The sequence below is a fragment of the Pseudomonas sp. NPDC090592 genome (assembly GCF_044769185.1).
Classification (GTDB): Bacteria; Pseudomonadota; Gammaproteobacteria; order Pseudomonadales; family Pseudomonadaceae; genus Aquipseudomonas.
The window spans coordinates 22699-35269 of record NZ_JBIVXJ010000039.1 but is presented as its reverse complement, the minus strand read 5'-3'; the positions used below and the strand labels follow the sequence as shown (position 1 = coordinate 35269).

Sequence of the window (12571 nt, the reverse complement as noted above, 5' to 3'; positions counted from 1 at the left end):
GTGGTGTTTCGAGTATAGGGGCGGCAGTGAGCGACTGCCGTGCAGCCCATCGCCCCGGCAACGCGCTCCTACAGGGGATGGCGTAATTACGCCAGATCGAGTTTTTCTTCCAGGCGGTCCAGGTGCTTGTGCATCAAGCCCAGCGCTGCCTCGGCATCGCCTTGTTCCACGGCATCGATGATGGCCTCATGCTCTTCCCACGCACAGTGGTCGCAGCACGGTGATTCGTAGCGGGCAATGATCAGCGAGGTCATCGGCACCAGGCCATTGAGAAAGCGCGCCAGTGGTGCATTGGCAGCCACTTGCGCCAGTTTCAGGTGAAACTCGCCGCCCAGGCGGATCGCCGCACAACGTTCACCGCTTTCGTGGTGCTGGCGTTCGCGTTCTACCAGTTGCCGCAGTTGGCGCACCTGAGCCGGCCGGGCACGCTGGGCGGCCAGGGTAATCAGCGTGGTTTCGGCCAGGCGCCGGGCGCTGAGTACCTGGCGCGCCTGGTCCGGGTCGGGCGCGGCCAGGTGCGCGGTGTGGCTGGGGCGCTGCACCACTACCTGCTGGTCGCTAAGGCGCCCGAGCACACGGCGGATCACGGTGCGGCTGACGCCAAAGGCATGGCCCAGCGCCTGCTCGGGCAACAGTGCGCCCGGTGGCAAGCGCTGTTCGAGAATGGCGTCGAACAGCCGCGGGTAGATCTGCTCGGCCGACAGGCGGGTTTCGCCAGACGCGAGCAGGGCAGGCAAATGGGGGGCGGCGTTCATGGGCGCTCTCCTGGGGTCATGGGTGCGGGTGTTCGTCCGGGATGTTCAGCGAAATGCCCATGCGTTGGCCTTCGGCCAGAATGTGCTGGCGCATCTGGGTGCTGGCCTGGGCACTGTTGCGTTCACGTATGGCGCGCACCACGGCTTCGTTTTCCTTCAGCCGCGCCGCCAGGTGCTCTGGCGAGTTGCGCAGCATGTCGGCGCTTTGCTTGAGGGCATTGCCGGTCTGCTGCACCACACTCTGGAAAATCGGGTTGGTGGTGAGGGCGAACAACGCCTCATGGAAGGCGATGTAGGCTTTTACCCCGGCTTCGCTGTCATCGGCCTCCAGTGCTTCGCGCATGTCCATCAGGGTGAGACGCAACTGGCCGATGTCCTGGCTGTTGGCCGATTGCGCCACCAACCCGACAATGAAGGGTTCCAGGGTGTAGCGCAGCTCCAGCACATCGGCCAGGCTGGCTGCGGCACTGGTGTCCATGCCCTGTTCCACGGTAACGGCGTCGGCATCCAGTACCAGCACGCCCTTGCCCGGCAGCGAGCGCACCAGGCCAAGGGTTTCCAGCACAGTCACCGCTTCGCGCAAGCTGGGGCGGCTGATGCCCAGTTGTTCAGCCAGCTCGCGCTGGCCCGGCAGCATGTCGCCGGTGCGCCATTGGCCCCGGGCCAGGGCCTGGCGCAGTTTTTCCACCACTGAGTTGACGACGGTCGATGAGCTGATCACGGTTCGCTCCTGCAAGGGCCGGCGTTACCGGCGGCCGCTTTGCTTCAGAATTCCTGTTGATGGTGCGTGTTGGTCTGCTTGCGCGGCGTGGGCGTGAAGCCCAGCTTGCCGTCGAGCACGTTTTGCGCACGCTCCAGGTCAATGTCCTTTTCCCAGCGGGCGATGGCCACGGTGGCCACGCAGTTGCCGATCAGGTTGGTCAGCGCCCGGCCGATGCCCATGAACCAGTCCACTGCCAGCACCAGCACCAGGCCGACCACCGGAATTGCCGGCACGGCGGTCAGGGTGGCGGCGAGGATCACCAGCGCCGAGCCTGGGATGCCGTGAGCACCCTTAGAAGTCACCAGCGACACCAGCAGGATGGTCAGCAGGTCGGTCATTTCCAGCGGTGTGTCGGTGGCATTGGCAATGAACACGATGGCCAGGGTCAGGTAGATGGAAAAACCATCGAGGTTGAACGAGTAACCGGTAGGGATTACCAGGCCGACCGTGGAACTGCCGATCCCCAGATGCTCCAGCTTGCGCATGATCTGTGGCAGCACGGCGTCGGAGGACGCGGTGCCCAGGACGATGGTCAGCTCTTCACGCAGGTACTTGATCAACGGCAGCAGCTTCAGCCCGGACAGGCGCATCACGGTACCCAGCACGATCAGCACGAAGCCGGCGCAGGTGAGGTAGAACAACGCCACCAGCCCGCCCAGGTGTTGCAGCGATTCCAGGCCGTATTTGCTAGTGGTGAAGGCGATGGCGCCGAACACGCCGATGGGGGCCAGGCGCACGATCATGCCCATGATGCGGAAGATCACGTGGCTTAGTTCGTTGATCAGCCGCGAGATGCCGGCTGCCGAATCACCCACCAGATTCAGCGCGCTGCCGAACAGCACCGAGAACAGCAGCACCTGGAGAATGTTGTTGTCGGCAAAGGCGCCGATCACCGAGGTGGGGATCAGGTCCATGAAGAACGCCGTGGCGCCATGGATGTGCTGGCCGCGCTCGGCCAGGCCGTTGGCGTCCGCGCTGGACAGCTGGTCCAGGTGAATGTTGGCGCCAGTGCCGATGCCACTGCTGAAGGCGAACACCAGGCCGATCACCAGCGCCAGGGTGGTCAGGACTTCAAAGTAGATCACCGACTTCAGGCCGATGCGCCCGACTTTTTTCAGGTCGCCTGCGCCCGAAATGCCGCTGACTACCACGCAGAACACGATCAGGCCGATGAGCATCTTGATCAGCTTGATAAAGCCGTCGCCCAAGGGTTTGAGTTGCAGGGAAAGGTCGGGGAAGCTGAGGCCGCAGGCGATGCCGAGGGCAAGGCCGAGCACGACTTGCAGGAATATCGAACGCGAGCACCATTTGAGCATGGGAGGAGTCTCTGATCGGTGTCCTTGCTTCGGTAGCCGCACGGGGCGAAAGAGCGCAGGACTTAATTATTGTGGTCTTACCGGTTTGTTCAGCGCGAAGCCATAAAAGCGCGAAAAAACCGGGATTGCAAGGTTTTTTGGCCTTACCGGTCTGACCAGTTGTGGGGCAATCTGGCCTGCCAGGCTCTAGTTCGGTGCGTGCCTTGAAAGGGGCTCGTATGAATATTTGCAGGGCATGGCCAGGGCCTTGATCACTTGTGCAATCAGCTTGCCAAGCACGCTGGCGACCGTGAAATCATAGATAACGGCATGATCAGTAAGGTTTATTCGCTTTATGTGGTGGGATGGACAGCCCGCAGTCTCCTGGCCACACCGGTTGACGTTGCTGGCGCAAGCCTTGGCCCTGCCATTGGCCGGTGGGCTGCTGGCGCTGGGCGCCAACCAGCTGTGGCCTGGCCTGGCGGGGCAGGGGCTGACCGTTGGGCTGTTCCTGGCCTATGGGCTGTGGATGCGCAACGCCTTCGGGCGCCAGATACAGAAGGTGATCGAGGGTGCTGGAGATGCCTTCGCCGACCCGGTCGCAGCCTTGACCTACAGCGACCTGCCGGGCACTGCAGGGCACTGCAGGGCAACTGCAACTGATGCTGATCAGCGAAGAGGCACGGCTGAAAACCGCATTGACGCGGTTGAGCGACCTGGCCGCGCAAATGGCCGAAGCTGCCCACGATGCCGGGCAGTTGTCGCGCAGCACCGAGGCGGCATTGCTGGATCGATGCAAAAAACGTAGGGGCGCTACGCTAATGCCAGTCAGTTAAGCCATATCGGGCCGCTTTGCGGCCCATCGCTGGCAAGCCAGCTCCCAGAGGGGCTGCGCAAAGCTTGAGATTTGCGCGGCACCTGTGGGAGCGGGCAAGCCCGCGAAGAGGCCAGGGCAGCCACCGAGAAATCACAGGCAAAAAAAACGGCACCTGCCAGTGGTGCCGTTTTTTCTTCACGCTCGATTACTTGTGCAGCTCTTCTGCCGCATACAGCGTGTTTTCCAGCAGGCAAGCGCGGGTCATCGGCCCTACGCCACCCGGCACCGGCGTGATCCAGCCCGCGCGCGGCAGGGCGGTCTCGTAGACCACATCGCCGACCAGCTTGCCGTCTTGCTGGCGGTTGATGCCCACGTCGATGACGATGGCGCCTTCCTTGACCCACTCACCCTTGACCAGCCCCGGCTTGCCGGCAGCCACGACCACCAGGTCGGCACGCCCGACATGGCCGGCCAGGTCCTTGGTGAAACGGTGGCAAACGGTAACGGTGCAACCGGCCAGCAGCAGTTCCATGGCCATCGGGCGACCCACGATGTTGGAAGCGCCGACGATGACTGCATTCATGCCGTACAGGTCCTGACCGGTGCTTTCCAGCAGGGTCATGATGCCTTTTGGCGTGCATGGGCGCAGCAGCGGGATACGCTGGGCCAGGCGGCCAATGTTGTAAGGGTGGAAACCGTCCACATCCTTGTCCGGGCGAATGCGTTCAAGCAGCAGCGAGGCGTCCAGGTGAGCCGGCAACGGCAGTTGCAGCAGGATGCCGTCGACAGCCGGGTCGTCATTGAGGCGGTCGATCAGCTCGGTCAGGGCCTGCTGCGTGGTTTCGCTGGGCAGGTCGAATGCCTGCGAAATGAAGCCGACCTCTTCGCAGTCCTTGCGCTTGTGCGAGACATAGACTTGGGAGGCGGGGTCGGTGCCGACCAGGATCACTGCCAGGCCCGGGGTACGCAGGCCTTGCTGGCGACGCTCCACGACACGTTGAGCGATCTGCTTGCGCAGGTTGGCGGCGATCGCCTTGCCATCGATTAGGTGTGCAGTCATAGACGCGTGATTAACCATCGAGAAGGAAACAATAAAGAGGGCGCATTCTCGCACGACACGGCCAATGGGCAAAGGCGGGTGGTCGGGCAAATCCCCTAACCCCTTAAATAATTTAAATTTTTTTTAAAAAGGTGTTGACGACTTACAGGGCCGACTATAAGATTCGCCGCACTTGTCGGGCACAGCCTAGCACTGGTTGGCTAAGTCGGGCAGAATGAGTGGTTTAGCAGTTCGCTGTTAAGGTCTCGTTCGGTTAGGCTTCAAGCTTAAGCGCCCGTAGCTCAGCTGGATAGAGCATCCGCCTTCTAAGCGGATGGTCGCAGGTTCGAGTCCTGCCGGGTGCGCCATTAGGCAGCTTTGGCAAGCAAGTAGGCTGTAATGCAATATGGTGGGCGTAGCTCAGTTGGTAGAGCGCTGGATTGTGATTCCAGTTGTCGTGGGTTCGATTCCCATCGTCCACCCCATATTCTTCAAGGGCGCCTCGATAGCATCTGGCGCCTTTGTTTTAAGCGTTACGCGGACGTGGTGAAATTGGTAGACACACTGGATTTAGGTTCCAGCGGCGCAAGCTGTAAGAGTTCGAGTCTCTTCGTCCGCACCATGCTTCTGTAAGGTTGTACCGCAACATCGTAATACCGCAATATGGTGGGCGTAGCTCAGTTGGTAGAGCGCTGGATTGTGATTCCAGTTGTCGTGGGTTCGATTCCCATCGTCCACCCCATATTCTTGAAAAGGCGCCTTGATCGTGAGATCGGGCGCCTTTTTTGTTTTTTGGGGTCGTGTGGCTGTGGTGTGCATGCCTTGAATGGTATGGCGCCTGTGAGGCCGGGCGCCGCCCGCGCGGCGCTTCGCGGGACAAGCCCGCTCCCACATTTGTTGCAACGTGGCCATGCCTGAGGGAGAGGGGTTGCCCGCCTTGGTGTATGTCTCGAGACAGGTGGGGCGACGGATGCGCCAGTCGAGAAATCCAGTCAGGGCAACCAGGCTGGCGACTATGGCCTGACAGGTTCGGCACGTTGCAATAAATGTGGGAGCGGCGGTGCGGCGATCCGACTTGTCCCGCGAAGCGCCGCGCGGGCGGCGCTCGATCTCGCAGGCGCCACAAGGCTCAAGCCAAAACGTTCGCAATTCCCCCTTGCAATCCTCTAGTGACACCCCAATAAAAGCTGTTAGATTTCAGCCGGTTGAAACATCGGCCCATTTGGCCGGTAGAGGAACAGCCCGATGATCGCAAAAGAATCCCGTCAGGCCCTGGCGCTACAGCGCTTTGCCGAAGCCAATCCGCAGCTGCTTGAGGAGATCCGCGAGCTGGATGCGCGCGAGCAAGCCCAGCAGATCGAGTGGGCGTTCGAGGATGCAGCCGACGAGCAGGGTATTCAGCCCTGGGAACTGGCGCTGCAATTGATCGCCGAAACCCCGGAGCAGCTGAAGGCCATGCGCCTGGAAACGCACCGTGAGGTGGCCGAGGCGCTGGGGCTGCAATGGGAAGAGTACTGCCAGTTCAACGAAGTCGATCCTGAATAAAGGAAACGAAGCCGTTGTTGGTGGTTGTTTGACAAGGTATTTCGGCAGCGGGGCACCCCGGTGTCGTGCGGCCCTTATTGAAACAGGCTCGGCGGTAAGCCGTGCGGGCCTTGAAAGTTAATCGACCGGCGTGGTTTCCCGTCGTCCCGTGTGGGGTGACTTCTGCTGCGCGACTCACTAGAATGCTTGCCCTTGATTCTGGAGTCGGGCTAACGCCGGCTAACGTCTGTGCAACGAGGAATATCCATGCAAGTTTCTGTTGAAAACACTTCCGCTCTCGAGCGCCGCATGACCATCGCCGTTCCGGCCGAGCGCGTCGAGAACGAAGTCAACAAGCGTCTGCAGCAGACTGCCAAGCGCGCCAAGATCGCGGGCTTCCGTCCTGGCAAAGTGCCAATGAACGTGATCCGTCAGCGCTTCGAAGCTGACGCTCGTCAAGAGGCTTTCGGTGACCTGGTCCAGGCTTCCTTCTACGAAGCCATCGTCGAGCAGAAACTGAACCCGGCTGGCGCTCCGTCCGTAGAGCCAAAATCCTTCGAAAAAGGCAAGGATCTGGAATTCGTCGCCGTCTTCGAAGTGTTCCCTGAGTTCACTGTTGCTGGCCTGGAGTCGATCAACGTCGAGCGCCTGAGCGCCGAAGTGGCTGACGCCGACCTGGACAACATGCTGGAAGTGCTGCGCAAGCAGAACACCCGCTTCGAGGCCGTCGAGCGCGCCGCGCAGAACGACGACCAGGTCAACATCGATTTCGTCGGCAAGGTCGACGGTGAAGTGTTTGCCGGTGGTTCGGCCAAAGGCACCCAGCTGGTACTGGGCTCCGGCCGCATGATCCCAGGCTTCGAAGAAGGCCTGGTTGGCGCCAAGGCTGGCGAAGAGCGCGTTGTCAACGTGACTTTCCCAGAGGACTACCAGAACCTGGACCTGGCTGGCAAAGCCGCCGAGTTCACCATCACCGTCAACAGTGTTGCCGCCCCTGCGCTGCCAGAGCTGAACGAAGAGTTCTTCGCCCAGTTCGGCATCAAGGAATCGACCCTGGAAGGCTTCCGCACCGAAGTTCGCAAGAACATGGAGCGTGAACTGCGTCAGGCGATCAAGACCAAGGTGAAGAACCAGGTCATGGACGGTCTGCTGGCCGCCAACCCGATCGAAGTGCCGAAAGCCCTGCTGGAAAACGAAGTCAACCGTCTGCGCGTGCAGGCTGTTCAGCAGTTCGGTGGCAACATCAAGCCTGAGCAGCTGCCAGTCGAGCTGTTCGAAGAGCAAGCCAAGCGCCGCGTAGTGCTGGGCCTGATCGTGGCCGAAGTGGTCAAGCAGTTCGAACTGAAGCCGGACGACGCCAAGGTTCGCGAGATGATCGAAGAAATGGCTTCGGCCTACCAGGAGCCTGATCAGGTCATCGCCTGGTACTACAAGAACGACCAGCAAATGAACGAAGTGCGTTCGGTTGTGCTGGAAGAGCAAGTTGTAGATACTGTTCTGCAGAAAGCGACTGTGACCGACAAGTCGGTCTCGTACGAAGAAGCCGTAAAACCAGTTGAGGCTCCTGCCGCTGCTGAGTAACAGGCTACTCTCGTAGGAAACCCCCACAAGCCAGCCTTCGCGCTGGCTTGTGCGTATTCAAGCCATGACTATTTGGGAGTGAGCGCAGGACATGTCCCGCAATTCTTATATTCAGCAGAGCTCTGACATCCAGGCCGCAGGCGGTCTGGTCCCGATGGTTATCGAGCAGTCCGCCCGTGGCGAACGCGCCTATGACATCTACTCGCGTCTGTTGAAGGAGCGAGTGATCTTCCTGGTAGGTCCTGTAGAAGACTACATGGCCAACCTGGTGGTGGCGCAGATGCTGTTCCTTGAGGCGGAAAACCCGGACAAGGATATCCATCTTTACATCAACTCCCCTGGCGGTTCGGTGACTGCAGGCATGTCGATCTACGACACCATGCAATTCATCAAGCCGGATGTCTCGACCATCTGCATCGGCCAGGCCTGCAGCATGGGTGCCTTCCTGTTGACTGCGGGTGCCAAGGGCAAGCGTCACTGCCTGCCTAACTCGCGGGTGATGATTCACCAGCCGCTGGGCGGCTTCCAGGGCCAGGCTACCGACATCCAGATCCACGCCCAGGAAATCCTCAGCATCAAGGCGCGTCTCAACGAGCTGCTGGCCTACCATACCGGCCAGGATCTCGAGACCATTCAGCGTGATACTGAGCGTGACAACTTCATGAGCGCCTCGCGCGCGGCCGAGTACGGCCTGATCGACTCGGTCTACGACAAGCGGCAACTGGCCTCCTGAACCGGGGTGCCAGAGCAGGCAGGCGCCCAAAGCGCCTACCTGCGGACTTGAAAAAGCCCGCAATTGCCTTCATCTTGTGTTGCAAGCCTACCGGATTGGATCGATCGAATGACTGACACCCGTAACGGCGAGGACAGCGGCAAATTGCTCTATTGCTCCTTCTGCGGCAAAAGCCAGCACGAAGTGCGCAAATTGATTGCCGGGCCCTCGGTATTTATCTGCGACGAGTGCGTCGACCTGTGCAATGACATCATCCGTGAGGAGGTGCAGGAAGCCCAGGCCGAGAGCAGCGCGCACAAATTGCCTTCGCCGAAAGAAATCAGCGGCATCCTTGACCAGTACGTCATTGGTCAGGAGCGCGCGAAAAAGGTGCTGGCCGTAGCGGTGTATAACCACTACAAGCGCCTGAACCAGCGTGACAAGAAGGGCGACGAAGTCGAACTGGGCAAGAGCAACATCCTGCTCATCGGGCCGACTGGCTCGGGCAAGACCCTGCTCGCCGAAACCCTTGCACGGCTGTTGAACGTACCGTTCACCATTGCTGACGCCACCACCCTGACCGAAGCCGGTTATGTGGGTGAGGACGTCGAGAACATCATTCAGAAGCTGTTGCAGAAGTGCGACTACGACGTGGAAAAGGCCCAGATGGGCATTGTCTACATCGACGAAATCGACAAGATTTCGCGCAAGTCGGACAACCCGTCCATTACCCGTGACGTTTCGGGCGAGGGCGTGCAGCAGGCACTGCTGAAGCTGATCGAAGGCACTGTGGCCTCGGTCCCGCCGCAAGGCGGCCGTAAGCACCCGCAACAGGAATTCCTGCAGGTTGATACCCGCAATATCCTGTTCATTTGCGGTGGCGCCTTCTCGGGCCTGGAAAAGGTCATCCAGGGCCGTTCCACCAAGGGTGGCATCGGTTTTGGCGCCGAAGTACGCAGCAAGGAAGAGGGCAAGAAGGTTGGTGAGTCCCTGCGTGAGGTCGAGCCGGACGATCTGGTCAAGTTTGGCCTGATTCCGGAGTTCGTTGGCCGTTTGCCGGTGCTGGCTACCCTCGACGAGCTGGACGAGGCTGCTTTGATGCAGATCCTCACCGAGCCGAAGAACGCCTTGACCAAGCAGTATGCCAAGCTGTTCGAGATGGAAAGCGTCGACCTCGAGTTCCGCAGCGATGCGCTCAAGGCTGTCGCTCGCAAGGCCCTGGAGCGCAAGACCGGCGCCCGTGGCCTGCGTTCGATCCTCGAAGGCGTCCTGCTCGACACCATGTACGAAATTCCTTCGAAGAAGGATGTCAGCAAGGTGGTGATCGACGAGAGCGTCATCGATGGTAGCTCGCAGCCGCTGATGATCTACGAGAACAGCGAGCCACAAGCCAAGGCCGCGCCAGACGCCTGATCCAGGTAAAGGCCGGTTGATGGTTGCAAGCAAGGAAGGGGCCTACGGGCCCCTTTCTGCTTTTCCTGCGCTAGCGCTTGTAATTTCCCAAGCGTGCCCCCACATTAGGTCCAAGCATCATTTCCACCGGTTTCCGGCCATAAGGCCGCTGTAGAGGCGAAATCATGAAGACCACCCTCGACTTGCCTCTTTTGCCATTGCGCGATGTCGTTGTTTACCCGCACATGGTTATCCCGCTGTTCGTGGGGCGCGAAAAGTCCATCGAAGCCCTTGAGGCAGCGATGACGGGCGAAAAGCAGATCCTCCTGCTGGCCCAGAAGAACCCAGCCGACGACGACCCGGGTGAAGACGCCCTGTACCGCGTCGGTACCGTCGCCACCGTACTGCAATTGCTGAAGCTGCCAGACGGCACCGTCAAGGTGCTGGTCGAGGGCGAGCAGCGCGGCGCCGTGGAGCGTTTTACCGAAGTAGAAGGGCACATCCGTGCCGAAGTCTCCCTGATCGACGAAACCGACGCTGCCGAGCGCGAGTCGGAAGTGTTCGTGCGCACGTTGCTCTCGCAATTCGAGCAGTACGTGCAGCTGGGCAAGAAAGTCCCTGCCGAAGTGCTGTCTTCGCTGAACAGCATCGAAGAGCCGGGGCGGCTGGTCGACACCATGGCCGCACATATGGCCCTGAAGATCGAGCAGAAGCAGGAAATTCTCGAAATTGTCGACCTGACCACGCGCGTCGAGCATGTGCTGGCGCTGCTGGATGCCGAAATCGATCTGTTGCAGGTCGAAAAGCGCATTCGCGGTCGGGTCAAGAAGCAGATGGAGCGCAGCCAGCGCGAGTACTACCTGAACGAGCAGATGAAGGCCATTCAGAAAGAACTCGGCGATGGCGATGAAGGCCACAACGAAGTCGAAGAGCTGAAAAAGCGCATCGAAGCCGCTGGCCTGCCCAAGGATGCCCTGACCAAGGCCCAGGCCGAGCTCAACAAGCTCAAGCAGATGTCGCCGATGTCGGCTGAGGCCACCGTGGTGCGTTCGTACCTCGACTGGCTCGTGCAGGTGCCGTGGAAGGCCCAGAGCAAGGTGCGCCTGGACCTGACCAAGGCCGAGGAAATTCTCGACGCCGACCACTATGGCCTGGAAGAGGTCAAGGAACGCATCCTCGAGTACCTTGCCGTGCAAAAGCGCGTCAAGAAAATCCGTGGTCCGGTGCTGTGCCTGGTTGGCCCGCCTGGCGTCGGCAAGACCTCGCTGGCCGAGTCGATCGCCGCTGCCACCAACCGCAAGTTCGTGCGCATGGCCTTGGGTGGCGTGCGTGACGAGGCCGAAATCCGTGGTCACCGCCGTACCTACATCGGCTCCATGCCAGGTCGCCTGATCCAGAAAATGACCAAGGTGGGCGTGCGCAACCCGTTGTTCTTGCTCGATGAAATCGACAAGATGGGCAGCGACATGCGTGGCGACCCGGCTTCGGCACTGCTGGAAGTGCTCGACCCGGAGCAGAACCACAACTTCAACGACCACTACCTGGAGGTTGATTACGACCTTTCGGACGTGATGTTCCTGTGCACCTCCAACTCGATGAACATACCGCCGGCGCTGCTTGACCGGATGGAAGTCATCCGCCTGCCGGGTTACACCGAGGACGAGAAGATCAACATCGCGGTCAAGTACCTGGTGCCCAAGCAGGTCAAGGCCAACGGCTTGAAAAAGGAAGAGCTGGAGGTCGACGTTTCGGCGATCCGCGACATCATCCGCTACTACACCCGCGAAGCCGGTGTGCGGGGCCTGGAGCGGCAAATCGCCAAGGTCTGCCGCAAGGTGGTCAAGGAACATACCGGGCAGAAACAGGTCAAGGTCAAGGTGGCCAGCGAGCAGCTGGAGCACCTGCTGGGCGTGCGCAAGTTCCGCTACGGCCTGGCCGAGCAGCAGGACCAGATCGGCCAGGTTACCGGCTTGGCATGGACCCAGGTGGGCGGCGAATTGCTGACCATCGAATCGGTGGTCATCCCCGGCAAAGGTCAGCTGATCAAGACCGGCTCGCTGGGTGATGTGATGGTCGAGTCGATCACTGCCGCGCAGACCGTGGTGCGTAGCCGTGCCCGCAGCCTGGGTATCGCCGCCGACTTCCATGAGAAGCACGACGTGCATATCCACATGCCGGAAGGCGCCACGCCGAAGGACGGCCCAAGCGCCGGTATCGGCATGTGCACCGCGCTGGTGTCGGCGCTGACGCAGATTCCGGTACGTGCCGACGTGGCCATGACCGGCGAAATCACCCTGCGTGGCCAAGTACTGGCCATTGGCGGGCTGAAGGAAAAACTGTTGGCGGCACACCGTGGCGGGATCAAGACGGTGATCATTCCAGAGGAGAATGTTCGCGATCTGAAGGAGATTCCTGAAAATATCAAACAGGATCTGCAGATCAAACCGGTCAAATGGATTGACGAAGTCCTGCAAATTGCGCTGCAATACGCCCCGGAGCCCTTGCCAGATGTGGCTCCTGAGATTGTCGCGAAAGATGAAAAGCGCGACGGTGATGCTAAGGAAAGAATTAGCACACATTAGTAGTTTTAGGCTGGGGGGCTTTCCTTGACAGTTTTTTCGGGGCCTTGCTATAAAGCGGCACGCTATTGTCATCAGGCCACCCAGCGCACGTTTGATAAGCTTTTCATTACA

Annotated in this window: 10 protein-coding genes and 4 tRNA genes; 10 read left to right on the top strand and 4 right to left on the bottom strand. The window is 60.2% G+C overall.

All coding sequences use genetic code 11. The features are described from left to right. Positions 1-86: 86 nt before the first annotated feature. The 3 genes from ACIQUI_RS25510 to ACIQUI_RS25500 are packed head-to-tail and all read right to left on the bottom strand — an operon-like array spanning position 87 to position 2834. Positions 87-755, bottom strand: coding sequence for a GntR family transcriptional regulator (locus tag ACIQUI_RS25510; protein ID WP_403203408.1), 669 nt, complete (start codon positions 753-755; stop codon positions 87-89). Positions 756-771: 16 nt separating this feature from the next. Next, positions 772-1476 (bottom strand): FadR/GntR family transcriptional regulator, encoded by a 705-nt coding sequence (locus ACIQUI_RS25505; protein WP_403203407.1) that lies wholly within the window; start codon positions 1474-1476, stop codon positions 772-774. Between the two features lie 44 nt (positions 1477-1520). Then, positions 1521-2834 (bottom strand): C4-dicarboxylate transporter DctA, encoded by a 1314-nt coding sequence (locus ACIQUI_RS25500; protein ID WP_403203406.1) that lies wholly within the window; start codon positions 2832-2834, stop codon positions 1521-1523. Positions 2835-3475: 641 nt separating this feature from the next. Between ACIQUI_RS25500 and ACIQUI_RS25495 the strand changes: the two genes are divergently transcribed. Next, positions 3476-3649 (top strand): hypothetical protein, encoded by a 174-nt coding sequence (locus ACIQUI_RS25495; RefSeq protein WP_403203405.1) that lies wholly within the window; start codon positions 3476-3478, stop codon positions 3647-3649. A 186-nt stretch (positions 3650-3835) separates the two neighbouring features. On the opposite strand, the gene folD is transcribed toward ACIQUI_RS25495, so the two are convergent. Beyond that, positions 3836-4690 (bottom strand): bifunctional methylenetetrahydrofolate dehydrogenase/methenyltetrahydrofolate cyclohydrolase FolD, encoded by an 855-nt coding sequence (gene folD, locus ACIQUI_RS25490; RefSeq protein ID WP_403203404.1) that lies wholly within the window; start codon positions 4688-4690, stop codon positions 3836-3838. Between the two features lie 270 nt (positions 4691-4960). On the opposite strand from folD, the gene ACIQUI_RS25485 reads away from it, so the two are divergent. From ACIQUI_RS25485 to lon, 9 genes are all read left to right on the top strand, one after another. Beyond that, positions 4961-5037: transfer RNA gene (locus ACIQUI_RS25485), tRNA-Arg, on the top strand. Between the two features lie 41 nt (positions 5038-5078). Further along, a tRNA-His gene (locus ACIQUI_RS25480) sits at positions 5079-5154 on the top strand. 52 nt (positions 5155-5206) lie between these two features. Next, a tRNA-Leu gene (locus ACIQUI_RS25475) sits at positions 5207-5291 on the top strand. A gap of 44 nt (positions 5292-5335) precedes the next feature. Next, positions 5336-5411: transfer RNA gene (locus tag ACIQUI_RS25470), tRNA-His, on the top strand. Between the two features lie 503 nt (positions 5412-5914). After that, complete coding sequence (locus tag ACIQUI_RS25465; RefSeq protein ID WP_403203403.1) at positions 5915-6214, top strand: DUF6388 family protein; 300 nt, start codon at positions 5915-5917, stop codon at positions 6212-6214. A gap of 246 nt (positions 6215-6460) precedes the next feature. Beyond that, positions 6461-7774, top strand: a complete 1314-nt coding sequence (tig, locus tag ACIQUI_RS25460) for a trigger factor (protein WP_403203402.1) — start codon at positions 6461-6463, stop codon at positions 7772-7774. 91 nt (positions 7775-7865) lie between these two features. After that, positions 7866-8507, top strand: coding sequence for an ATP-dependent Clp endopeptidase proteolytic subunit ClpP (gene clpP, locus ACIQUI_RS25455; protein WP_012271562.1), 642 nt, complete (start codon positions 7866-7868; stop codon positions 8505-8507). Between the two features lie 108 nt (positions 8508-8615). Next, positions 8616-9899, top strand: a complete 1284-nt coding sequence (gene clpX, locus ACIQUI_RS25450) for an ATP-dependent Clp protease ATP-binding subunit ClpX (RefSeq protein WP_391132928.1) — start codon at positions 8616-8618, stop codon at positions 9897-9899. Between the two features lie 164 nt (positions 9900-10063). Then, positions 10064-12460, top strand: coding sequence for an endopeptidase La (lon, locus tag ACIQUI_RS25445; RefSeq protein WP_403203401.1), 2397 nt, complete (start codon positions 10064-10066; stop codon positions 12458-12460). The last annotated feature ends 111 nt before the right edge of the window (positions 12461-12571 follow it).